Here is a 22,439-nt window from a genome sequence, read left to right as displayed (position 1 = left end):
TCTGCCCGGCGGTTGGCGTGGCTGTAGTCGGTGCCTTTTCGCACGGATCGGCGTTGGCGTCGACGCGGTTTAGACGTGAAATTCTCGATGCGACGCTCTTGGCAATCTTTGCGCCTTTGCGGTTCGACCGGGCTTTTTGGCCGTGACTCAGGCCCGAAGCGTCGACCGAAGGCATTCCAGGAGGTCTTGCATCTCGATGCTCAGCTCACCCGACTCCGGGTCGAGGATTCGGACCTGCAGGATCGCGTTCGCGCGATGGCTGGCGCGGCCGTATTGGTCCATCTGGATCGGGGGGCGGGCGAGATCCGACTCGAGCACCGCGAGCCCCTCGCCGGGGAGAATGTCGATCAGGCGCCAGACCTGCCCGTCCTGCTCGCAACGATGACCGAGCAGGGTTCTGAGCCGTTGCAGAAAGGCGGTATCGATGGGGTGGGTCTGTGTCATGTCGGCTCCGGCTGTCGGGCTTGCCAAGGGGTAACTCCGGCAGGCCCCGAAGCGCATGAGATGGGAGCCGAAAGCGATTTTTCATCCGGATAGGCCCTATTCAACGGCGTTTTTCGGCGAAAGACCTTTTCCTGTTCTTGCGTCGTGCCTCCGAGTGAGCACGGTCCTCTGCAACGAGTTGTGGATGATGGTATGGCCTGGTTCATCTCCGCCCTCTATCCATTTAACCATTTAACCATCGAGTCCCTATATGACCAACAACGACGTCCTGCGCCGTCTTCGATACGCATTCGATTTCGATGATCTCAAGATGATAGCGATATTTTCCGCAGCGGACAGTCGGGTGACCCGTTCGCAAGTCAGCAATTGGTTGAAAAAAGACGACGATCCAGAGTTCGAGGAATGTAGCGATCAACAATTGGCGATTTTCCTCAACGGCTTGATCAATGATCGACGGGGCAAGAAAGACAGCGAACAGCCCGAGCCGGAGCAATCATTAAACAACAACATCATCTTTAGAAAACTCAAGATCGCTTTGGATCTGAAGGCGGACGATATCCTGCGTCTCTTGGCCGCAAGCAATCTGCGCATCAGCAAGCATGAGTTGAGTGCATTCTTTCGCAAGCCGGACCATCAGCACTACCGCCAATGCAAAGATCAAATTCTGCGAAACTTTCTCGGCGGCGTCCAGTTGGAGTACCGCGATGGTCGCACTCAACAGGACGACTCCAGCGCCACAGAGGGACACCCCTCTTGACCAATACGTCATTCACCTCTCTCAACCTCAACCCGGATCTGCTGGAGAATCTGTCCTCGCTCGGCTATGACACCATGACCCCCATCCAGGCACTGAGTTGTCCGGATATCCTGTCGGGGCGGGATGTCATCGCACAAGGCAAGACCGGTTCGGGGAAGACCGCTGCGTTCGGGCTCGGTCTATTGGAGCGGCTCGATGTCGGATGCTTTCGTGTGCAGTCTCTCGTACTCTGTCCCACCCGTGAGCTCGCCGATCAGGTGGCCAAGGAGATCCGTGCCCTCGGGCGCCGAAGGCACAACATCAAGGTGCTGACACTCTGCGGCGGGGTCGCCGTTGGCCCTCAGGTCGTCTCGCTGGAGCACGGCGCCCATATCGTTGTGGGAACCCCCGGCCGTATCGCGGATCACCTGGAGCGCGGCACACTGCGGTTGGATGATGTGACCATGCTGGTGCTCGACGAGGCGGATCGGATGCTTGAGATGGGCTTTGAGAAGGCGCTGGATGCGATCATCGATCGGATACCGACGAGACGCCAAACACTGCTGTTTAGCGCCACCTACCCCAGTCGGATCCAAGCCATCGCCCGGCGTATCATGACTGAACCGGTCATGGCCCAAGTGGCGTCTACCCACGACAATCGCAGTATCGCCCAGCACTTCTATCGCGTGACCGACGAGCAACAGCGGCAGCGAGCCTTATGCCTTTTGCTGTTGCAGCACCAACCGGTGTCGACCCTGGTGTTTTGCAATACCAAGGTCGACACGCGACAAGTGGCTCAGGGGTTACGGGACAGTGGTTTTAGCGTCCTGGCGCTGCACGGTGACCTGGAGCAAAGGGATCGCGATGAGGTTCTGGTGCGGTTCTCCAATAAGAGCGTCTCGGTGCTGGTGGCCACCGATGTGGCGGCCCGTGGCTTGGACATCGATTCACTCGATGCCGTGATCAACTACCGGATTGCACAGGATGCGGAGGTGCATATCCATCGCGTTGGTCGTACCGGGCGTGCCGGCAGCACGGGGGCCGCCTTTTCTCTCTACGATGAAGGGGAGGCGCATCGCGTCGCCTCATTGGATACCCCCGTGGATCCTATCGTGGACAGTGAGTTATTGCCGTCACTCGACATTCTAAAGCAGCGTCCGATGGTGCCGCCGATGGAGACCGTTCAGATCGATGCCGGAAAGAAGCAAAAGATTCGCCCCGGGGATATCCTGGGCGCTTTGACGGGGCCGGGTGGTCTTCGCGGTGAGCACGTGGGAAGAATCCAGATCGCGGACCATTGGGCCTATGTGGCGGTCAGCCGGGAGTGCGTGGCGGCGGCATTGAAGAAACTGTCCGTGGGCAAATTGAAGGGACGCGCGTTTCGTGTCAGGCTGATCAAATAGTCACGCTCTCCATCGGTGATCTGGTGTAGGCCATCGTCGTTGGAGAGCATGCGGTCGGCAGAGCACCAATGACGTGGAGCTCTCTCGCAGAGTAATCATCGAGCGCAGCGGTAAGGGGGGCAGAGGCCGGATTCCTATACGGCTTATTGTGACTCTCTCCATTTCGGCAGGCAAAGCTGCCATGCGGACAGCAGGCGCGGCGCCGTTTCTATTCCATGGAGCTTATTCCGCAAGATATTCCAGCGTACCAGATTAAACGAATCTCGATGCAAGTAAGCCATCCAGTCCGCCAGGAGCACGGCTGCATCGGTTTCTGCGTCGCCGGTATCACAGAAAGCAAGCCCGGCGCTGTGCCGGTACCCGGTCACAATGGTTGCCTCGTCGTAGCCCAAGCGATGGAGTGCAATCGCCGCTGTGCCTGCACGAAATGTCGTATCTTCGGGAAGAGTGGATTCTGCCGCCGAGGCAATCGGGTTGAGTGCCGCCGGTAACTCCGAGAAATGAAGGTTGGCAAACAAGGCTTGAACGTATGCAGCCAGTTCGGGTGTGTTCGCTATATGCCAGAAATTGAAGACCACTGTTTGGCGCGGCTGGCTCACCTCGGTCACTCCATGGTACGAATCCGCGTGAAGTGGAAAGCCAAAAGCCTTGTTGTATTCAGGATTAACTCTGAAGACGGCTTTGCTGTCCGGCGATGAGAATAATTCCAAAACACCGCCATGCTCAGGTTGCCAGTTTTTATTAATTTGGACGACCAGTCGTACAGCCTCGTAGCCCAAGAGTGGTCGGTCGCTATGTATGCCGATAACGTGTCCAGGCAGCATGCGTTGAGCCGTGACTGCAATACGACTATCGAGTGGCAAACGGGTAATCTCTCGCATTCTTGCGAGTATTTTGGCTTGAAACGATGCCGGAATATGCTTGGTCGTGTCGCAAAGAGAGCACCGGTAAAACTCACCATCTCGATGCTGCCAATCATTGGTTTGAAGAAATAGGCCTTCGAGTACAGCGCACTGGTCTTCGGAAAATGCGGAATCCACACAAAAAAAGGGGAATGGGTTATGGTGGTGATTCGGTTGCAAGAGCAACTGCTGAGCTCCTTTTTGTCGCATTGCAACACAGCCTGAGAGGCGGCGGACGGGTCCGTTCGCGACCCGTGGCAGTCGCTGACGATGCTCTCGGGACTGGCCGTTTGTGTTGGCGTTGCGACCGCAAAGTGGGTGACGGCTGCGGCGCCTTGGCGATCCACGGGTCAATGGCGGTCACGCCCGCAACAACACAATCGCCGGTCTCTCGCCTTACCACCGCCAGCCCATGTCGGGATGCCACTCCAAGGCCCTCAGCCTGACTGAACTCTAGGACCGGGATGCCTGTCCATCAAGTGCTCGTGCTGGGTCATTTCGGCTCCGGCTGTTGGGTTTGCCAAGGGGCGAATCCGGTATGCCCCGGAAACAACGAAAACGGCAGCCAAAGGCGATTTTTCGTCCGGATAGTCTAAACCGCGTCCAGAGCGACATGCGTCATTTTCACGTTGTGTCGGGATTAGGGATTTTTCCGAACCTCGTGGAGACGCGGTTTAGAATCTTAGATTTTTTAGAACTTTAAACCGCGCCGGCTCCGACAATCGTCGAGTCTGCCGAGGCCGATCCCATCCAAAAACATCACATACCGCGCTCGGCGCGGTTTAGATAAAAAAAAACCCCGCTGACGCGGGGCGAATCACCACTGAGGAGGTCAGAGAACGAAACCGAAGAACGGAAGCGTCGTCTTAACCGACTTAATGCAGAACCGATGCCAATTTTCCGCCAAGAGCTGTTCTTTAATTAAAACAATAGTTTGCGAACATGCGGGTCGGTGACGTCCACGATGGGAGCCGAGCGATGCACAGGTTTCAGACGGTTCAATGCCCCCTCCGCACCGCATCGGTGCGATGTCTGCGACAAACGGCCTTTCTCTTTGTCGTCATCGCAACACTCGGGGTGGCCATGCCTGTCGCTGCCGAGACGGAAGCGATGCGCGCGCAGGGGATCCAGTCGCAGCGGGCCGCGGCCGGTTGGCTGCGATTACAGCAGGATCAACGAGCGGCGAGACAGCAGTTCGGCCCGCGGTCTTCCCCCGACGCGGCGCGGCAGCAGTCGATCGAGTGGAACGAGGCTATCCGTTACCGCGAGCTTCTTCAGCAGCAAAATCGCGTCCTCGACTCGGCCCGTCGCGAGGATCGGCGGGTGCCGCGTGGCGGGCTAGATGCGCCGGACCTTCGGGCCGGTCAGATCCGCATGCAGGGGCAGTTGATGGAGTTGGAGGCGCAACAACAGAGCCAGCGCCTTCAGATGCAGATGGATCGGGCGCGGCGTAGTCAGCCGGCCCAAGGGCGGTTCGGTCGCGGTTCGATCAGCCGATAAGGCCCGCATTCGGTGCTGTTCGGTGCTGTTCGGTGCTCGCAGCTGCAACGGCATGTCGCCCGCCGTGGCCGGCATGCCGAGGGCCGGTGCAACGCCGCGCGATGTCAAAGGCACTTCGCGCTCGAGTCCACGGCGGACCGAGCTCCGCCTCCCCGGGTGCCGATTGAAGTCGGCGTGCCCGGGAGGCGGAGTCGAGCCTTCCGCGGTGCTGCATTAGTTGTCGGGTCGCGCATCTCCGGTGTGTCTGAAACACTCCTCGGATTCGTACCACATGACGTTGATGATGCCGAAGGCGAGTGCCAACAGCACACCCAGGATCCAGGCGAAATACCACATTGAGGTCAGCCTCTCGTTGATCGCTCTCGTTGCTCGAGGGGGGGCGCGGGCTGCGTGAAGCCGACCCGCGTCCCTGGTGTCTCAGTACGCCAGATGCTCCTGCTCGCGGATCTCCTCCACCGTCACCCGCCGCCACATCTTGGTATAGGTCCAAGTGGTGTAGGCCAGGATCAGCGGGATGAAGATGACCGCCGCCCAGAACATGACCGTCAGCGTCAGATGGCTGGAGACGGCGTCCCAAACGATCAGACTGCTGTTCGGATCGGTCCGCGACGGCAGGATGAAGGGGAAGAGACTCACCCCGGCGGTCATGATGATGCCGGTGATCGCCAGACTGCCACTCACCAAACCCCAACCCGGACGATCGGCGGCGGCGAGCTTCATCGTCGCCCAGAGTCCCGCGAAGCCGAGCACAGGGAAGACCAACGTCCAGGGATGGTTGGCGTAGTTGGCCAGCCAGGCCCAGGAGTCCGCGACGACCTCTTTGGTCAGCGGGTTGGGCGTGGCGTCGAGCGCCGGCATGGAGACCACCTTGAAGCCGTCCACGCCGATGATCAGCCAGACCCCGGCGAGCGCGAACACGGCGATGCTGATGAGTGCGAAGATCCGGGCTGCTGCCTTTGCGCGTGACGCGATCGGCTCCGCCGCCCGAATCTGAAGCCAGACCGCACCGTGCATGGTCAGCATGGTGACGCTGAGGATGCCGGCCAACAGCGCGAACGGATGAAAGAGGCCGAAGAAGCTGCCCGTGTAGAAGGATCTCAGCATATCGTCGAGATGGAAGGGAACGCCCAGCAGCAGATTGCCGAAGGCGACGCCGAACACCAACGCCGGAACCACACCGCCGATGAAGAGACCCCAATCCCATGCATTGCGCCAGCGCGGATCGGCGATCTTGCTGCGGTAGTCGAAGCCGACCGGCCGGAAGAAGAGCCCGAAGAGCGCAAGCAACATCGCGAAGTAAAACCCCGAGAAGGCGGTCGCATAGACGATCGGCCAAGCGGCGAAGATGGCGCCGCCGGCCGTGATCAGCCAGACCTGGTTGCCGTCCCAGTGCGGGCCGATGGTGTTGATGATGACGCGTCGTTCGTCGTCGGTCTTGCCCAAAAAGGGCAAGAGCGCGCCGACGCCCATGTCCATACCGTCGGTCACGGCGAAGCCGATCAGGAGCACGCCGACCAGCACCCACCAGATGAATTTCAGGACTTCGTAGTCGATGATCATGATCGGTCCCCTAGTCTTGCCGTTTCTGCGGTGCGAGCACGGGTGCCGGGCCGCCCGCGATGTTTGAACGGGATGCCGTGGCCGCCTCCTCATGGTGATAACGGCCCGTGTGCAGCGAGCTCGGCCCCTGTCGGCCGAACTTGAACATCAGATACATCTCGATGATCAGGAGCACCGTGTAGAAAAGGATAAAGGCCGAGAGGCTGATGATGAGGTCGCTCGGCGCCAGGCTCGATGCGGCGATGCTGGTGGGCAGAACCTCGCCGATCGCCCATGGCTGACGGCCGAACTCGGCTACGAACCAGCCTGTCTCCGCCGCGATCCAGGGCACCGGGATGCTCCACAGGAACAGCCGCAGCAGCCAGCGTTTCTCCTGAATGACGCGCTTGGTATTGAAGTAGAAGCCAAGGATCATCAAGCCCAGCATCCAGAATCCGGCCGCGACCATCACGCGGAAGCTCCAGAAGAGCGGCGCGACCTCGGGGATCGAGTCCTTGACCGCCATGCGGATCTGCTCCTCGGTGGCCTGGCTCGGGTCGTCCGTGTAGCGCTTGAGCAGGAGCCCGTAGCCGAGATCGTCCTTGTGATCATCGAAGACCGCGCGGTTCTCCGGCGTGTCCTGATCCCCGCGCAGGCGTTGCAGATAGTCGTAGGCGATCATGCCGCTGCGGATCCTGATCTCGTGATCACGCATCAGATCCTTCAGCCCCTTCACCTCGGTATCAAGCGAGCGCGTGGCGATCAAGCCCAGGAGCCAGGGGATCTTGACCGCCCCATGGGTTTCCTCGTCCTCGTTGCTCGGGAAGCCGATGATCGTAAAGCCTGCGGGTGCGGGCTCGGAATGCCACTCGGCCTCGATCGCCGCGAGCTTCACCTTCTGCACGTCGCCGACCTCGTAGCCGGACTCGTCGCCGAGCAGGATGACCGAGAGGATCCCTGCCAAACCGAATCCGATGGCGACCGAGAAGGAACGCTTGGCGAAGGCCAGATCCCGTCCCTTGAGCATGTACCAGGAGCTGATGCCGAGGACGAACATGGATGCGGTCACGTAGCCCGCGGCCACCGTGTGCACGAACTTGACCTGCGCGACCGGATTGACGATGACATCCATGAAGTTGGTCATCTCCATGCGCATGGTCTCGTAACTGAACTCCGCACCGACCGGGTTCTGCATCCAGCCGTTGGCAACCAGGATCCAGAGCGCCGAGAGGTTCGACGCCAGCGCCATCAGGAAGGTGACGGTCAGATGCTGGCGTTTGGAGAGTCGCTCCCAGCCGAGGAAAAACAGACCGATGAAGGTCGATTCCAGGAAGAAGGCCATCAGGCCCTCGATGGCGAGCGGCGCGCCGAAGACGTCGCCGACATAGTGACTGTAGTAGGCCCAGTTGGTCCCGAATTGGAACTCCATGGTGAGCCCGGTGGTCACGCCCAACGCGAAGTTGATGCCGAAGAGCTTGCCCCAGAACTTGGTCATGTCCCGGTAGATCTCGCGTCCGGTCATGACATAGACGCTCTCCATGATCACCAGGATCCAGGCGAGGCCGAGTGTGAGGGGTACGAAGAGGAAGTGGTACATCGCGGTCATGGCGAATTGCCACCGCGAGAGCTCGATCATGGTGCTGTCAAGCATGGCGATCTTCCCGAGTTTGGAGATCAGGGGCGGTAAGGAGGGCTGTCGGGTGCCGGGCAGGGTGTCGGCGATCGCGGAGATCGCCGACGGTCCGGATCAGGCTAGCCCGCCGGTGGAAGGTGAATCAGGTTATGCCGCAAAGGCGATATCGGAAATGACGAATCGCAACCTGTGATCGGGCAGCGTCAATGCTTGCTTCAGGGGTGCGATTCTTCGGCGCTAAGGATGATCGGCGTCAACCGTGGCGGTGCTCGCCTTTGTCGGTCCCGTGGTCATGGGTGTGTGGAGCTGCCGCGGGCAGCGGTTGGCCTGCGAGGATGGCGGACACGGCCTGTAACGGGTCGGTCGCGCTGGTGGTGTAGACCTGAATCCCGTGGCGGGCCATGCGTTGCAGAAACCCGTTCCCGGCGCCCTGCGTCACGATCCCGTTCAGAGCGAGCTCGAACAGCGGGTGATCCTCGCCGTGATACTCATGCAGGGACAACTCCATCGGCAGATCGAGCCGCTCGACCTCCTTCGGACGGCCGTCGCTGTCCGCCTCGTAGACGATGAAGCGACGGCTTTTGCCGGCGTGTCCGGTGATGGTTCGAAAGTTCTGGCTGGTGACGGCGATACGCATGGATTTCCCCGTGTTCAAGACGGCGAAGACGCTTCGATTGGTCATGGATTTCGGATCTCGTAAGTCGTGCGTGATCGGGTGCGCAGCGGCTGGACTCACGCCGGTGCCGGCTCTCTTTGACGCAGGCGCATTGCCCAGTCCTCCATCGCGGCGTTGGCCACCGGCATCGGCAGTTCGATGAAGGTGATCACGAAGCCGTCGTCGGTCTCGGCGATACCGATCGACCGGGGTCGCATCGCGAGTGCCTGCGGGTTCGGCAGGGTGATGCCGAAACAAAACACCAGATTCTTGGCGGCGCGGATGTCTTTGTCGATACGCCCGTCCGGAAGCGATCGGGTGTGTCGAAAATGGTCGAATTCGGCGATGAAGACGGCCGAGGGATGGGCCTCGATGCAGGCCCTGAAATAGCCGCAGACCGCATCGACCGAGTCGAACGGGGTTTCCTCGCGGTCGATCTCCAGTACGTAGACCGGAAAGGTCTCCTGCAACAGGGTCTGTTTCATGATCTGCCCTCCCGGCCTCGGTCAAGCGGCGGCGCGGCACCGCGGAATGCGGCATCATTGGGTGTGAGGGGTGCTCGGGGCATTGAAATCGGTCAACCCCGCTGAACCGCGTCTGGGGTGTGTGCGGATCTCGGTCGTGGATGAAGGCGGTGGAGCGCGTCGGAGGTGTCGGTGGGGACGCGGTTCAGGATAATAAAATCAATTAGTTTCTTGAAACGCGTCTCCGCGGCGCTCTCGGGTGTGCGCGATGCCGATCATCACAGAGAACAGCGCATATCGCACCGGACGCGTTTCAACCCTCCGCGATGCGCTTGAGGTTGGGGATGTCGAGCAGAAAGCGGTTGGGGTTGGTCTCGACTAGAAGGCTCTGGCGTTTGAACTCGGCGATGGTGCGGCTGGCGGTCTCGGTGGTGATGCCGAGCATCGCACCCATGTCCTCGCGGCTGAACAATTGGCAGGCGCTGCTCTCGCGATCGCGGACCAAGCGCAGCAAGAGCCGCGCGATGCGCTGCCGGGCGGACCCAGTGGAGAGCTCGGTCAGCCAGGCGTCGGCCTCGTTCAAGGCACGTTGCCAACGCGCGATCAGCTCGCGGTGCAGGTCCGGATTGTTGCAGCCCAGATCGCGGACCAATCGGGCGGGGAAGCGGCAGACCTCGGTTGGTTGCAGCGCGACGGCGTCGTGCTGGTAGGTGCCGCCCTCGAGCATGGCCTCGAGACCCAGGACATCCGTGGTCCGGGCGATCCGCACGATGCGCTGACTGCCGTCCGGGAGATACTGAACCAATTTCAGGACGCCGGAGCGCACGGTGAACATGTGGTCCGCCGGATCACCGGTGCGGTAGAGACTGGTACCGGGCTTGAGGGTGAATTGGTCGATCGGATCGTGGATCCGCTCGAAATCCGCCTCGGCTAGACCTGCGAACAGGACGGTGGTGCGGAGCGAGCAGTTGAGACAATCGGCCTCGCCCGACCAGGCATCTCGCAGCGTGACACTTTTAACCATTGGGGGTCGTCTGACTCTCGTCATGTCCTGGCACGGCGGTGCCTGATGGCCCAGTGTAGCCGATCGGCTCGGGGAGATCATTTCCCGGGCGGGGTTGCGTCCTGTCCTCGCCCTCTCTACCTTGATTGGCCCGACACTCGAGACCCGAGACAGGTGCTGTTGCACGTTCGTGCTCGGATTTGCTTCCTCTCTCATTCCACACGGTACGACCGATGACCCTGCTCAGCCTCGACTCCGTCGCCCTCTCCTACGGCTTGCCGCCGCTCTTGGAGGACGTCTCCTTCAACATCGAGCGAGGCGAGCGGATCTGTCTGATCGGCCGCAACGGCGCCGGCAAGTCGACCTTGCTGCGGATCATCGACGGGGAGGTCCAGGCCGACTCGGGTCAGCTCCGCGCCGCTGCCGGGCTCAAGGTGGCGCGCCTGACGCAGGAGATCCCGCGCGGGGAGGATGGGAGCGTCTTCGAGGTCGTCTCCGCGGGTCTGGGCGATCTCGGGGTCCTTCTGAGCGACTACTTCAAGCTCTCCCATGGCTTGGGTACGGACCCGAGCGAGGAGGATCTGACCCGTCTGGCACGGGTCCAGCAGCACTTGGAGGACGGCGGCGGCTGGGCGATCGAGCAGCGCACCGAGCGCGTCATCTCGCGGCTGGGGCTCGATGCCGAGGCCCGTTTCGCAGCGCTCTCGGGCGGTCTGCAACGTCGCGTCTTGCTTGCCCGCGCCTTGGTGACCGAGCCCGATCTGCTGTTGCTCGACGAGCCGACCAACCATCTGGACATCGATGCGATCGATTGGCTCGAAGACTTTCTGATCGACTTTCCGGGCTCCTTGCTCTTCGTCACCCATGATCGGCGCTTCCTGCAGCGGGTTGCGACCCGGATCCTGGAGCTCGATCGCGGGCGGATCACCGACTGGCCCGGCGACTACGCCAATTACCTGCGTCGCCGCGAGGAGCGTCTGCATGCCGAGGCCCAAGCCGCGGCGCAGTTCGACCGCAAGCTCGCCGAGGAGGAGGTCTGGATCCGCCAAGGCATCAAGGCGCGGCGTACCCGCAACGAAGGCCGTGTGCGCGCGCTCGAATCCATGCGTCGCGAACGGCTCGAGCGGCGCGAGCTGCAAGGCACGGCGCGTCTGCGCCTGAGCGAGGCGGATCGTTCCGGCAAGCTGGTGGTCGAGGCCGAGGAGATCGGCTTCGCTTGGGGCGACACCCCGGTGATCCGCGATTTCAGCACGCTGATCCTGCGCGGCGACAAGATCGGCATCATCGGCCCGAACGGCGCCGGCAAGAGTACGTTGCTGAAGCTGCTGCTCGGCGATCTGGAGCCCCAACGCGGGACGATTCGGCGCGGGACCAATCTGCAGGTGGCCTATTTCGATCAACTGCGCGCCCAGCTCGAACTGGACAGGAGCGTCCAGGACAACGTCGCGGGCGGCAGCGACAAGATCGAGGTCGACGGCCAGAGCCGTCACGTCCTGTCCTATCTGAAGGACTTTCTCTTTACACCCGAGCGCGCGCGCCAGCCGGTCAAAGCGCTGTCCGGCGGGGAACGCAATCGCCTGCTGCTGGCCAAGCTCTTCACCCGACCGGCCAATTTGCTGGTGCTCGACGAGCCGACCAACGACTTGGATACCGAGACCCTCGAGTTGCTGGAGGACCTGCTGGTCGAGTTCAAAGGCACCCTCTTGCTGGTCTCTCACGATCGGGCACTGCTCGACAACGTTGCCACCAGCACACTGGTCTTCGAGGGCGAAGGCCGGGTCCGCGAATATGTCGGCGGATACGAGGACTGGGTACGTCAACGTGATCCGCGCCGATCCGGGGAGTTCAAGGCAAAGCCGGCGGATACCGAAACGCCGGTGTCGCCTCCCGCAAGCGGTTCGGCTCGGTCCAAAACTGCGCCCAAGGGCGAGAAGCTGAGCTTCAAAGAGACCCGCGAGCTTGCCGAGCTGCCGGCGCGAATCGAGGCATTGGAGGCCGCGCAGGCCGAGCTGCACGAACGCCTGGCCGATCCGGCCCTCTATCAGAGTGCAGGCGACGAGGTCGCGGCGGTCAAGGCGCGTCTGGAGGCATTGGAGTCCGAGCTCGAGACCACCTACGCGCGCTGGGAGGCGCTCGAGGCGCGGCGCTGATCCGGCGGGCGCGAGGCCGTGCATGCGCAGCCAGACCGACCGGTGGGTGTCGGGAATCGCTCCCGCTCGGCCCGACCTACGGACCAACGCCGAACGGCGCGTTTGTCGCCGTCCGCGTCCTGCACTACCATCATCGATCGGTCCGGGTTTGCTCGATCGCGTGTTCCTCATCACACGGGTGTTTCACGGTCGGCGCGGCTCCGCACAAATCCACCGTCATTGCGAAATGCGCTGTTCAACGCTTTGGATATCTGATCATTGAACCGCGTCGGGCAGGCTTTTCTCGGTCTCCTCAAGCGGTCGTTTCCCACCAAACATCGGTTGTCACTTAGAGCGCGGTTCAATCCAATGAAGTTCAAGGTCGATGAATTCCGCAGCTGGAAGCACAAGTGCATCACGCTGCTCGGGATGTCGGGGGTGGGCAAGACCTATCTCTCCGAGATGTTGCGCCGCAACGATTGGTTCCACTACTCCGGGGACTATCGGATCGGGACGCGGTATCTCAACGAGCACATCCTGGACCTGATCAAGGCGCACGCGATGCGCGATCCCTTCCTGCGCGACCTGCTGCGTCGGGACTGGATCGCCATCCACAACAACATCAAGGTCACGGATTTGGGGCCGGTCCTCAGCTTCGTCGGCAAGCTCGGGAATCCCGAGCGCGGAGGGCTTCCGCTCGGGGAGTTCAACCGTCGGCAGGCCCTTTATCGCGAGGCGGAGATCGCGGCGATGATGGATGTGCCCGATTTCGTGCGGAAGGCCCAAGAGATCTACAGCTATCCGCATCTCATCAACGATGTCGGGGGGAGCCTCTGCGAGCTCGACGAGCCGCGGGTCATCGATCTGCTCGCCAAGCACAGCCTGATCCTCTACATCCGGGTCCCGGAGGCGGACGAGATCAAGCTCATCCAGCGCGCACAGGCCGATCCGAAGCCGCTCTACTATCGCCCCGAGTTCCTGCGTGCAGCACTCAAGGACTATCTGTCGGTTCATGGTCTGGATTATGTCGCGGAGGTGGATCCGGACGACTTCACGCGCTGGGTCTTCCCGCGTCTGTTCCATTCGCGGGTGCCCCGTTACGAGGCGATCGCGCGTCCATACGGCTATACGGTCTCGTCCGAGGATGTCGCGCGCGTGCGCGACGAGCAGGATTTCCTGCAGTTGATCGAATCGGCGATCGGACAGGCCGAGACGCCGGTCTTCGATCCCCAGTTGAAATAACCCGCCGTTGCAGTAACCCGAACGACAGGACCGACCCCATGCCGATCGTCGCCCACAATGACCTGCCAACCTTCCAGCGTCTGCGCGAAGAGGGCCACAAGATCCTCGAGCCCGATCATGCGATTCAGCAGGACATCCGCGAGCTGCATATCGGCCTGCTGAACATGATGCCGGATGCCGCGCTTGCCGCCACCGAGCGGCAGTTCTTCCGACTGATCGGTCAGAGCAATCAGATCGCGCAGTTCTATGTCCACCCCTTCACGCTCGACGCGCTCGACCGTGGCCCCATCACCCGCGAGTACGTCGAGCGCTACTACGAGCCGTTCGAGAAGATCCGTGCCGAGGGTCTGGATGCCCTGGTGATCACCGGGGCCAACGTCATGGGCCCGGACCTGGCGAGTCAGACCTTCTGGGAGCCGTTGATCGAGGTGGTCGACTGGGCACATCACAACGTCAGCTCGACCCTCTGCTCGTGCTTGGCGACGCATGCAGTGCTGGAGTTTCGTTACGGCCAGCGGCGCCGTCCGCTCGGCGAGAAGCGCTGGGGTGTCTATGTGCATCGCGTCATCGACCGCAGCCACCCCTTGGTGAGCAGTGTGAATACGCGATTCGACGTGCCGCATTCGCGGTTCAACGCGATCGGTCGCGACCAGTTCGAGGCGGCCGGTCTACACATCCTGGCCGAGAGCGAGGAGGCCGGGGTGCATCTCGCGGTCAGTCCGGACGGCTTCCGTCAGGTCTTCTTTCAAGGCCACCCCGAGTACGACATCATCTCGCTGCTCAAGGAGTACAAGCGCGAGGTCAACCGTTTCGCGGCCGGAGAGCGCGATCAGTACCCGCCTTTTCCCGAGAACTATTTCGGCGTCCAGTCACGCGCCATCTTGGACGAGCACCGCGAGCGCATCCTCGACGCGCTCGATCAGGGGCGCGACCTGCCGGCTTTCCCCGAGAAGCACATCGTCGACAGGCTCGACAATACCTGGCACGACAGCGGCGAGGGCGTGCTCGGCAACTGGATGGGGCTCATCTATCAGATCACCAACAACGACCGCAGACTTCCGTTCATGTCGCATGTGGATCCCGACGACCCGCTTGCACTGAGTTGGCGTCGATCCCGCGGTTAAACCGCGCCCGGCGCGCTATGCGATGGTTTTGCGCCACCGACACACGAACGGGGGCGCGATCGCGGGGTATTTGATTGTCTCGGCGTCGCATCGCGACAACAGTTGTTTCGCGGTTCCTTGAAAAATGCGTCGAGCAGCGCGACGGATTTTTGACGGCATGTGATCGGTTTAGCGAAAAAAATGCGCTTGGTAGGTTGTCGTTTGTTGTATTTTGGTACTAAACTTCAGTCATGAGATGCGGTGTGTGACGAAAAGGAAACGGCATGTTGTCGACATGTTTCCTCTCGTTGCCGAGCGGGCAGCTCAACCGACGTTCCCCAACGGGATGATCGGCATCCAAGCAACAGATTCCACTGAGAAAAACATGTTCGAGCAAACCGAAAACACGATCCGCTACAAATGGGATCCCAGGACCTACACCGGATTCAAGCTCCGTTACGACGCCGAGGGCGCGGCCAACGGCGGTCATTGCTGCTTCCACGTCGAGGACTGGACCTTCCGCAGTATCACCAACGAGTGGCCGTGCGAGGACCTCGACGAGGCGCTGGAGGTGCTGAATCACTTCTTCGCGATCGACGTCGCCCAAGAGCGCGAGCGTTTGGCCTCGTGGCTCCCGGCGACCCTGGCTGAAGCGGCCTAGTCCGCGACGCCGCACGCGTCGGGCTCCGGCGCTCGTCAAGATCCGCATCTTCGGGGCGCAAGCGCCGGAGATGCGACCGTTCGTTCGGCCGATACGAAGCGGGGTCTCTCCCGCCGCACGCCTTTACGCACGATCGCCTCCTCATCACGTCGACAGCCGGTCCGCTCACGGGGCGCTTGTGCGCTCGGTCCCCCTTGGTCACCCATTTCCCGGGCTGGCATCAAGTTTGAAACATAGACATCCGCAATATTAGAATGCGGTAATCGTCTGGCTCATTACCTCGCATAAAGGTGCTCACATGCAGGATCCCATTGCTCACTCCGACAGCACGGTCGGGCGAGTCGAGGTCAAGGAAACCACCTGCTACATGTGTGCATGCCGTTGCGGCATCCGAGTCCACATGCGCGACGGCGAGGTCCGCTATATCGACGGCAATCCGAATCATCCGCTGAACAAAGGGGTGATCTGCGCCAAGGGCAGCTCCGGGATCATGAAGCAGTACTCGCCGGGGCGCATCACCAAGCCGCTGCGCCGCAAGGCGGGAGCGGAGCGGGGTGCCTCCGAGTTCGAGACGATCTCCTGGGATGAAGCCTTCGCGATGCTGGAGGAGCGCCTCGGGCGCCTGCGTGCGGAGGATCCGAAAAAGTTCGCACTCTTCACCGGTCGAGATCAGATGCAGGCCCTCACGGGTCTCTTCGCCAAACAGTTCGGCACCCCGAACTATGCCGCACACGGCGGCTTCTGCTCGGTCAACATGGCCGCGGGCATGATCTATACCATCGGCGGCTCCTTCTGGGAGTTCGGCGGACCGGATCTGGATCGCGCCAAACTCTTCGTGATGATCGGCACCGCCGAGGATCACCATTCCAACCCGCTGAAGATCGCCATCTCCGAGTTCAAACGACGCGGCGGGCGCTTCATCTCGGTCAACCCGATCCGTACCGGCTACTCGGCGATCGCCGACGAGTGGGTGCCGATCAAGCCGGGCACCGACGGTGCCTTGCTGATGGCCATCTCGCACGAGATCCTCAAGCAGGGTCTCTTCGATCGCGATTTCCTGGTGCGCTACACGAACTCCGCCGAGCTGGTCATCGACGATCCGTCGCGCGACGATCACGGCCTCTTCTATCGCGCCGAGATGCATGTGGAGGAGGGCTGCTTCGATCCGGAGAACAAACTCTGGTGGGACCGCAACATCGACGGCCCCATCAGCACCCACACCCCGGGTGCCGATCCGCGTCTGATGGGCAGCTACAAGCTCGACATGGACGACGGGATCCCGGTCAAGCCGGCGTTCCAGCTCCTCAAGGAGCGGCTGGAACCTTGTACGCCCGAGTGGGCCGCCGAGATCACCGGTATTCCGGCCGACACCATCCGGCGTCTCGCGCACGAGATGGGCGTCACCGCGCGCGATCAGAAGATCGAGCTGCCGATTCCCTGGACCGACTGCTGGGACGTCGAGCACCCCTCGGTGACCGGCAACCCGGTCGCTTTCCATGCCATGCGCGGGATGGCGGCCCATTCCAACGGGTTTCAAACCATCCGCGCGCTCGGCGTGCTCATGACCCTGCTCGGCACCATCGACCGGCCCGGCGGTTTCCGCCACAAGGCGCCTTTCCCGCGCCCGATCCCGCCCTGTGCCAAGCCGCCGCACGGACCCGAGGCCGTTCAGCCCAACACGCCGCTCGACGGCATGCCGCTCGGCTGGCCCGCCAAGCCCGAGGATCTGTTCGTCGACGCCGAAGGCGGACCGGTGCGCATCGACAAGGCCTTCTCCTGGGAGTATCCGCTCTCGGTCCACGGCCTGATGCACAACGTCATCACCAACGCCTGGCGCGGCGATCCCTATCCGATCGATACCCTGTTCCTCTTCATGGCCAACATGGCGTGGAACTCCTCGATGAACACCAGCGAGACGCGCAAGATGCTGGTGGACAAGGATGTCGAGGGGAAATACAAGATCCCCTTCATCGTCGTCTGCGACACCTTCTCCTCCGAGACCGTCGCCTTCGCCGACCTGGTGCTGCCCGATACCAGCTATCTGGAGCGCCACGATGCGCTCTCAATGCTCGACCGCCCGATCTCCGAGTTCGACGGCCCGGTCGATGCGGTGCGCATCCCGGTGCTGCCGCCGAAAGGCGAGTGCAAGCCCTTCCAGGACGTCATCATCGAGCTGGGATCGCGCCTGAAGCTGCCGGCCTTCGTCACCGCGGAAGGGGAACGCAAGTTCCGTGACTATCCCGACTTCATCGTCAACTACGAGACATCCCCGGGCTCCGGCATCGGCTTTCTGGCCGGCTGGCGCGGCAAGGACGGCGATCAGGTGCTCAAGGGCGAGCCCAACCCGAAGCAGTGGGAGATGTACGCCAAGAACGGCTGCGTCTTCCATCACGAGCTGCCGCCCAGCTACCAGTACATGCGCAACTGGAACAAGGGCTATCTGCACTGGGCGCGCGCCCACGGCATGGTCCGGTATGCCGAGCCCATCACCATCCATCTCTATTCCGAGGTCCTGCAGAAGTTCCGACTGGCCGCGCAGGGCAAGTGGCCCGGACGCCAGCCGCCGGATCGCTTGCGCGAGCGCGTCGAGACCTACTTCGATCCCTTGCCGTTCTTCCATCGCCCGCTGGAAGACCAACTGGTCGACACCCTGCGCTACCCCTTGAACGCGCTCACCCAGCGTCCGATGGCCATGTACCACAGCTGGGATAGCCAGAACGCCTGGCTGCGTCAGATCCACAGCCACAACTATCTCTTCGTCAACCCGCTCGTCGGCAAGAAGCACGGCTTCGCCGACGGTGACTGGATTTGGGTCGAGTCGACGCTGAGCAAGGTTCGCTGCATGTGTCGCTTCTCCGAGGCGGTCGAGCCCGGCACGGTCTGGACCTGGAACGCGATCGGCAAGGCCAACGGCGCTTGGGGGCTCGGGAGCAACGCGGACGAATCGCGCAAGGGCTTCCTGCTCAACCACCTGATCGCCGAGGAGCTTCCGCCGAGCCCGGCAGGCGAGCATCTCTCCAACTCGGATCCGGTGACGGGTCAGGCCGCTTGGTTCGATGTCCGGGTCCGCGTCTACAAGGCCGGTCCGGACGAGCCGCGGGTGACTTCGCCCCAGTTCGATGCCATGCCGCGACTGCCCGGACAGGAGAAGCAGCGTGGCAAGTGGCAGGCCTATATGGCTGGCGTGTTCGGGAAGAAGTAGCTTCGGCCCTCAGCGGTTGGTTCGGGCCCGGCGATGAGATGCATCGTCGGCTCGCAAGCCGACATCCGACCCCGCGGCTGACGGCCGACAACGGAGAGATTTACACATGACTCAACTCGCCCTGGTCATCGACCTGAATGTGTGCGTCGGTTGCCATGCCTGCGTGACGTCCTGCAAGGAGTGGAACACCTCCGGCTGGGCAGGCCCGATGGTGGACCAAAACCCCTATGACGGCAGTCCGACGGGCACCTTCTTCAATCGGGTGCAGACCTTCGAGGTCGGTGTCTTCCCGAATACCGAAACGGTCCATTTCCCCAAAAGCTGCCTGCATTGCGAGGAGCCTCCCTGCGTCCCGGTCTGCCCCACCGGTGCCTCGCACAAACGGGCCGACAACGGCGTCGTGCTGGTCGATTACGACAAGTGCATCGGCTGCAAATACTGCTCGTGGGCCTGTCCCTACGGTGCGCGCGAGTTGGACGAGCAAGAGAAGGTGATGAAGAAATGCACCCTCTGCATCGACCGCATCACCGATGCCACCCTGTCCGATCGGGATCGTCAGCCGGCCTGTGTTCTGGCCTGTCCGACCAGTGCGCGTCTCTACGGCGACGTCCACGACCCGGACTCGGAGGTCTCGGTGGCGATCCGCGAGCGCGGCGGTTATCAGTTGATGCCCGAATGGGGCACCAAGCCGGCTAATCATTACCTGCCGCGTCAGAAGAACCGGATGTACATCAGTCCGGAAGAGCTGACACGTGTCGACAACCCATTACGCAAAGAGGATCTCACCACCTACACGGGTGAGGAGACCTTGGACGACGTGGCCTGGTAGGGATGCCCGCGGATCCAAGCGCGCAAGAGGGATCGAGCACAACGACACCCGTCTTCGCGCTTCGAGCCGATCCGGATGAATCCGACTCGCCGACGCGACATTCGTTACAGGACATTGGTTACAGGACAAAGGCATCCACCCATGCACCCCGCATTCTCCGTCATCTTTCTGACCACGCTGCTCGGCGCCGGTCAGGGTCTGTTTCTGGCCATGTTTACCGGTCAACTCTATGCACTCGCCCGATTTCTCCCGACGCAAGAGGATCAGTTCTACGCGATCGGAAGCCTGGTCGCACTCCTTCTGCTGGTGATCGGCCTCGGTGCATCCTTCTTCCACCTCGGCCGTCCGGAACGGGCTTGGCGCTCCGCCGCCATGTGGAGAACCTCTTGGTTGTCGCGCGAGGTCATCATTCTGCCGATCCTGATGGCACTGGTATTCGCCTACAGTGTTGCGCACTTGATGCACTGGACACAGCCCTGGTTCCGCATCGGCGAGTCGCTCGGCGTGGACGCTACCCTGCTCGTGGGGCTGCTCGGGACGATCGCCTCCTTCGCGCTCTTCGTCTCCACGGCAATGATCTACGCAAGCGTCAAATTCCTCGAGGAATGGCATTCGACCTTTACAGTCGCCAACTTCACGCTCTTGGGCCTGGCTTCCGGGTTCATGCTGGCCGCTGCCTACTCGGCCTACATCGGCAATCCCCTGGTGCCTTTCTTCGGTACTTGGGCGGTCGTACTGACCTTGGCTGCATTCGTCTCTCGCGGCGCCCATCTCATGCGCAACGCCCGGCTCAAGCACAAGAGCAGCGTGCAGACCGCCATCGGCGTGCGCCACACCGCTGTCGTCCAAAAGGCGCAAGGCGCGATGGGCGGCAGCTTCAATACGCGCGAGTTCTTTCACGGACGCAGTCCGGCGACCGTGCGGTTCATTCGCAATACCTTCCTGGTCCTGGTCTTTCCGATTCCGATCCTCTTGATCGTTGCCGCCTACGCGATCGAATCGACAACCCTCCCGATCCTTGCCTTCGTGGTCCAGTATCTCGGGCTCATCGCCGAGCGCTGGTATTTCTTCGCCGAGGCCAAGCATCCGCAGAATCTCTACTATCAGAGCATCTCCTGACGGGAGACTCGCCTCGGCAACCGGGCTGAATCGGGGGCGACTCAAGTCGCCCCGATCGCTTCTGGATCCGCGGTGCCGAGCCGTGGTTTAAGATTTAGAAAGTATAAAACTCTTAAACCGCGTCCCCGCTAAGGGCGATGGATGCATCAAACCTCGAGCTTACCCGAACGCGAGCATCTCGCTCCGGACGCGGTTTAGAACCAACGTTTGATGCGGAAGAACACCAGCATTCCCACGGCCAGGATCAGCATCAGCCCCAAGAGGCCGAAATAGCCCCAGTGCCACTTGAGCTCCGGCATATACTCGAAGTTCATGCCGTAGATGCCGGCCAAGAAAGTCAAGGGGATGAAGATGGTCGCCGTGATGGTCAAGACCTTCATGACTTCGTTCGTGCGATAGCTGATGCCCGATAGATAGAGATCGAGCATCCCGGAGATGATGTCGCGAAAGGTCTCCACCGTTTCGACCACTTGGATCGTGTGATCGTAGACATCCCGCAGGAAGACCCGTGTGGTCTCTCCGACCAGCTTCGAATCCCCGCGTTGTAGACTGCCGATCAGCTCGCGTAGCGGCCAGACGGACTTGCGGAGCTGAATCATTTCATGCTTGAAGTTATGGATCGACTCCAATGTGTCGGTGTCCGGGGACGCGAATAGCGCCTGCTCGAGCTCCTCGATGTCGTCGCCGATGTTCTCCAACGCCGTGAAGTAGCGGTCGACCACGACATCGATCAGCGCATAAGCCAGATAATCCGCTCCCATCGCGCGCCCACGAACCTTTCCGCTTCTCAATCGATCGCGTATTCCCTTGAAGACCGCACCGCTCTTTTCTTGGAATGAAAGGACGAAATTGGGTCCAAGGATCAGACTTACCTGCTCGACCCGGAATCCTCCCTCCTTCTCGTAAAACGGAATCTTCAGCACCAGAAACAGGTAGTCGTCGTAGTCGTCGAGCTTCGGCCTGTGATCGCTGTTGAGGATGTCTTCGAGAACCAAAGGGTGAAGGCCGAAACAGTCACCCATGGTCTTGATGTGTGCGACCTCATGGATCCCGTTGATGTTGATCCAGGAGACGGTCCGCGTCTTGCCGAATCCGCAGCAGCGCTCGACCTCCCCGATGCCGAAGGTCACCTCGGAGAAGTGCTCGGCATCGTAAGCCACGACATCGAAGGTAATGGGCTCCTGACTCGGCTCTCCGACATGCACCAGTGTCCCTGGCGGTGCCCCGATCTTGCGATGCGGACGCTTTCTGAGCAGCTTCTTGCGGGCCATACGGCGATTCCTCGTGGGTTGGAGCCCGAGGATAGGATAGAGAGTCGACGTCGGTATAGCCCGTCGTCGTCCGAGGCGCGGCAGGCCTTTTGCCTCGGTGAATTCCACACACTTTCGGTCTGTCTTGCGCACGTGTTCCGGCGGGGGCGGGCGTCTAATCTGGTTCCCGAGGCCAAGTGCCTCGAACCTCCCCGGCTTATCGGGGATACCAGAAGAAGCATTCACCGGAGGCTACCATCATGTCCATGCCACTTGTCGCCGTTCTCGTCGCCGCCGCCACGGGCATTGCAGCAACCGTCGCGGTCTTCGATACCGGGGTCGGATCGCGCGAGCCGGTCTCTGCCGCGACGACGTCCGTCGGTTCGGCAGAGGGTTGGACCAGACGTGGCGTGAGGCCGGTCGGCGGGCCCCGGCAGTCCGCGACCGCCGGAACATCCAACGAGGGACCGAGACGGGGTATGCGCGGCAGCCCGGAGAGTACGCGCGGTGTCCCGGTCGCGGACTCCGGTGACTGGACCCGGCGCGGGACGAGAAGTGGGCCGTCGAGCTGAGCGACCCCGCTAGGGGCGCCACGCCCCCGCGGACGTTTACCGCAGGCGCGGGG

20 protein-coding genes are annotated in these 22,439 nt (G+C 61.7%); 11 read left to right on the top strand and 9 right to left on the bottom strand.

Annotated elements, in window-relative coordinates; translation table 11 throughout:
- Positions 1-147: 147 nt before the first annotated feature.
- Positions 148-444 (bottom strand): hypothetical protein, encoded by a 297-nt coding sequence (locus tag THIMADRAFT_RS01745; RefSeq protein WP_007191224.1) that lies wholly within the window; start codon positions 442-444, stop codon positions 148-150.
- 250 nt (positions 445-694) lie between these two features.
- On the opposite strand from THIMADRAFT_RS01745, the gene THIMADRAFT_RS01740 reads away from it, so the two are divergent.
- Positions 695-1,201, top strand: coding sequence for a YehS family protein (locus tag THIMADRAFT_RS01740; protein ID WP_007191223.1), 507 nt, complete (start codon positions 695-697; stop codon positions 1,199-1,201).
- Complete coding sequence (gene dbpA, locus THIMADRAFT_RS01735; protein WP_007191222.1) at positions 1,198-2,583, top strand: ATP-dependent RNA helicase DbpA; 1,386 nt, start codon at positions 1,198-1,200, stop codon at positions 2,581-2,583. Before THIMADRAFT_RS01740 ends, dbpA begins: the two co-directional genes overlap by 4 nt.
- A 143-nt stretch (positions 2,584-2,726) precedes the next feature.
- On the opposite strand, the gene THIMADRAFT_RS01730 is transcribed toward dbpA, so the two are convergent.
- Entirely contained in the window at positions 2,727-3,671 is a 945-nt protein-coding gene (locus THIMADRAFT_RS01730) for a 2OG-Fe(II) oxygenase family protein (protein ID WP_199484192.1), read from the bottom strand.
- 897 nt (positions 3,672-4,568) lie between these two features.
- Here THIMADRAFT_RS01730 and THIMADRAFT_RS01725 point away from each other — a divergent pair.
- Positions 4,569-4,985 carry a hypothetical protein gene (locus THIMADRAFT_RS01725; RefSeq protein WP_233490116.1) on the top strand — a complete coding sequence of 139 codons (417 nt, stop codon included), beginning with the start codon at positions 4,569-4,571 and terminating at the stop codon, positions 4,983-4,985.
- A 213-nt stretch (positions 4,986-5,198) separates the two neighbouring features.
- Here THIMADRAFT_RS01725 and cydX read toward each other — a convergent pair whose 3' ends face one another.
- The 3 genes from cydX to THIMADRAFT_RS01710 all read right to left on the bottom strand — a co-directional run bounded on the left by cydX (position 5,199) and on the right by THIMADRAFT_RS01710 (position 8,175).
- Positions 5,199-5,321, bottom strand: a complete 123-nt coding sequence (gene cydX / locus THIMADRAFT_RS25240) for a cytochrome bd-I oxidase subunit CydX (RefSeq protein WP_007191219.1) — start codon at positions 5,319-5,321, stop codon at positions 5,199-5,201.
- A gap of 81 nt (positions 5,322-5,402) precedes the next feature.
- Positions 5,403-6,545 (bottom strand): cytochrome d ubiquinol oxidase subunit II, encoded by a 1,143-nt coding sequence (gene cydB, locus THIMADRAFT_RS01715; RefSeq protein ID WP_007191218.1) that lies wholly within the window; start codon positions 6,543-6,545, stop codon positions 5,403-5,405.
- A gap of 10 nt (positions 6,546-6,555) precedes the next feature.
- Positions 6,556-8,175 (bottom strand): cytochrome ubiquinol oxidase subunit I, encoded by a 1,620-nt coding sequence (locus THIMADRAFT_RS01710; RefSeq protein WP_007191217.1) that lies wholly within the window; start codon positions 8,173-8,175, stop codon positions 6,556-6,558.
- Between THIMADRAFT_RS01710 and THIMADRAFT_RS26370 the strand changes: the two genes are divergently transcribed.
- Complete coding sequence (locus THIMADRAFT_RS26370) at positions 8,159-8,350, top strand: hypothetical protein (RefSeq protein WP_139052650.1); 192 nt, start codon at positions 8,159-8,161, stop codon at positions 8,348-8,350. The genes THIMADRAFT_RS01710 and THIMADRAFT_RS26370 overlap by 17 nt on opposite strands.
- 60 nt (positions 8,351-8,410) lie before the next feature.
- Here the strand turns inward: THIMADRAFT_RS26370 and THIMADRAFT_RS01705 are convergent, their stop codons facing one another.
- The 3 genes from THIMADRAFT_RS01705 to THIMADRAFT_RS01695 all read right to left on the bottom strand — a co-directional run bounded on the left by THIMADRAFT_RS01705 (position 8,411) and on the right by THIMADRAFT_RS01695 (position 10,300).
- A complete protein-coding gene (locus THIMADRAFT_RS01705) occupies positions 8,411-8,839 on the bottom strand; it encodes a NifB/NifX family molybdenum-iron cluster-binding protein (RefSeq protein WP_007191216.1) in 429 nt (142 codons plus the stop codon).
- 50 nt (positions 8,840-8,889) lie between these two features.
- Entirely contained in the window at positions 8,890-9,297 is a 408-nt protein-coding gene (locus THIMADRAFT_RS01700) for a DUF6858 family protein (protein WP_007191215.1), read from the bottom strand.
- 292 nt (positions 9,298-9,589) lie between these two features.
- On the bottom strand, positions 9,590-10,300 hold the full coding sequence (locus THIMADRAFT_RS01695) for a Crp/Fnr family transcriptional regulator (RefSeq protein ID WP_007191214.1): 711 nt from the start codon (positions 10,298-10,300) through the stop codon (positions 9,590-9,592).
- A gap of 212 nt (positions 10,301-10,512) precedes the next feature.
- On the opposite strand from THIMADRAFT_RS01695, the gene THIMADRAFT_RS01690 reads away from it, so the two are divergent.
- The 7 genes from THIMADRAFT_RS01690 to soeC all read left to right on the top strand — a co-directional run bounded on the left by THIMADRAFT_RS01690 (position 10,513) and on the right by soeC (position 20,564).
- A complete protein-coding gene (locus THIMADRAFT_RS01690; protein ID WP_007191213.1) occupies positions 10,513-12,429 on the top strand; it encodes an ATP-binding cassette domain-containing protein in 1,917 nt (638 codons plus the stop codon).
- Between the two features lie 348 nt (positions 12,430-12,777).
- Positions 12,778-13,650: a hypothetical protein gene (locus tag THIMADRAFT_RS01685; protein ID WP_007191212.1), complete on the top strand. Its 873-nt coding sequence runs from the start codon at positions 12,778-12,780 to the stop codon at positions 13,648-13,650.
- 38 nt (positions 13,651-13,688) lie between these two features.
- Complete coding sequence (gene metA, locus THIMADRAFT_RS01680; RefSeq protein WP_007191211.1) at positions 13,689-14,774, top strand: homoserine O-succinyltransferase MetA; 1,086 nt, start codon at positions 13,689-13,691, stop codon at positions 14,772-14,774.
- A gap of 364 nt (positions 14,775-15,138) precedes the next feature.
- Positions 15,139-15,414 (top strand): hypothetical protein, encoded by a 276-nt coding sequence (locus THIMADRAFT_RS01675; RefSeq protein WP_007191210.1) that lies wholly within the window; start codon positions 15,139-15,141, stop codon positions 15,412-15,414.
- 298 nt (positions 15,415-15,712) lie between these two features.
- Complete coding sequence (gene soeA, locus THIMADRAFT_RS01670) at positions 15,713-18,616, top strand: sulfite dehydrogenase subunit SoeA (RefSeq protein WP_007191209.1); 2,904 nt, start codon at positions 15,713-15,715, stop codon at positions 18,614-18,616.
- 106 nt (positions 18,617-18,722) lie between these two features.
- The gene (gene soeB, locus THIMADRAFT_RS01665; RefSeq protein ID WP_007191208.1) at positions 18,723-19,445 is read left to right on the top strand and encodes a sulfite dehydrogenase subunit SoeB; all 723 of its coding nucleotides are present in this window, start codon (positions 18,723-18,725) and stop codon (positions 19,443-19,445) included.
- A 141-nt stretch (positions 19,446-19,586) separates the two neighbouring features.
- Positions 19,587-20,564, top strand: a complete 978-nt coding sequence (gene soeC, locus THIMADRAFT_RS01660) for a sulfite dehydrogenase subunit SoeC (protein ID WP_007191207.1) — start codon at positions 19,587-19,589, stop codon at positions 20,562-20,564.
- 194 nt (positions 20,565-20,758) lie between these two features.
- Here the strand turns inward: soeC and corA are convergent, their stop codons facing one another.
- Complete coding sequence (corA, locus tag THIMADRAFT_RS01655) at positions 20,759-21,835, bottom strand: magnesium/cobalt transporter CorA (protein ID WP_007191206.1); 1,077 nt, start codon at positions 21,833-21,835, stop codon at positions 20,759-20,761.
- Positions 21,836-22,439: the final 604 nt, after the last annotated feature.

It is taken from the genome of Thiocapsa marina 5811 (assembly GCF_000223985.1).
Lineage (GTDB): Bacteria > Pseudomonadota > Gammaproteobacteria > Chromatiales > Chromatiaceae > Thiocapsa > Thiocapsa marina.
Note: the sequence above shows the minus strand (reverse complement) of the source record. Positions and strands in the feature narration are given on the sequence as shown.

Coding starts and splice junctions, on each gene's coding strand:
- soeA (WP_007191209.1), top strand. CDS start 15,713: ATGCAGGATCCCATTGCTCACTCCGACAGCACGGTCGGGCGAGTCGAG.
- THIMADRAFT_RS01685 (WP_007191212.1), top strand. CDS start 12,778: ATGAAGTTCAAGGTCGATGAATTCCGCAGCTGGAAGCACAAGTGCATC.
- THIMADRAFT_RS01740 (WP_007191223.1), top strand. CDS start 695: ATGACCAACAACGACGTCCTGCGCCGTCTTCGATACGCATTCGATTTC.
- THIMADRAFT_RS01725 (WP_233490116.1), top strand. CDS start 4,569: ATGCCTGTCGCTGCCGAGACGGAAGCGATGCGCGCGCAGGGGATCCAG.
- THIMADRAFT_RS01705 (WP_007191216.1), bottom strand. CDS start 8,839: ATGACCAATCGAAGCGTCTTCGCCGTCTTGAACACGGGGAAATCCATG.
- THIMADRAFT_RS01700 (WP_007191215.1), bottom strand. CDS start 9,297: ATGAAACAGACCCTGTTGCAGGAGACCTTTCCGGTCTACGTACTGGAG.
- cydX (WP_007191219.1), bottom strand. CDS start 5,321: ATGTGGTATTTCGCCTGGATCCTGGGTGTGCTGTTGGCACTCGCCTTC.
- THIMADRAFT_RS01745 (WP_007191224.1), bottom strand. CDS start 444: ATGACACAGACCCACCCCATCGATACCGCCTTTCTGCAACGGCTCAGA.
- THIMADRAFT_RS01690 (WP_007191213.1), top strand. CDS start 10,513: ATGACCCTGCTCAGCCTCGACTCCGTCGCCCTCTCCTACGGCTTGCCG.
- cydB (WP_007191218.1), bottom strand. CDS start 6,545: ATGATCATCGACTACGAAGTCCTGAAATTCATCTGGTGGGTGCTGGTC.
- THIMADRAFT_RS01695 (WP_007191214.1), bottom strand. CDS start 10,300: ATGGTTAAAAGTGTCACGCTGCGAGATGCCTGGTCGGGCGAGGCCGAT.
- soeB (WP_007191208.1), top strand. CDS start 18,723: ATGACTCAACTCGCCCTGGTCATCGACCTGAATGTGTGCGTCGGTTGC.
- THIMADRAFT_RS26370 (WP_139052650.1), top strand. CDS start 8,159: ATGGTGCTGTCAAGCATGGCGATCTTCCCGAGTTTGGAGATCAGGGGC.
- metA (WP_007191211.1), top strand. CDS start 13,689: ATGCCGATCGTCGCCCACAATGACCTGCCAACCTTCCAGCGTCTGCGC.
- soeC (WP_007191207.1), top strand. CDS start 19,587: ATGCACCCCGCATTCTCCGTCATCTTTCTGACCACGCTGCTCGGCGCC.
- THIMADRAFT_RS01710 (WP_007191217.1), bottom strand. CDS start 8,175: ATGCTTGACAGCACCATGATCGAGCTCTCGCGGTGGCAATTCGCCATG.
- THIMADRAFT_RS01675 (WP_007191210.1), top strand. CDS start 15,139: ATGTTCGAGCAAACCGAAAACACGATCCGCTACAAATGGGATCCCAGG.
- corA (WP_007191206.1), bottom strand. CDS start 21,835: ATGGCCCGCAAGAAGCTGCTCAGAAAGCGTCCGCATCGCAAGATCGGG.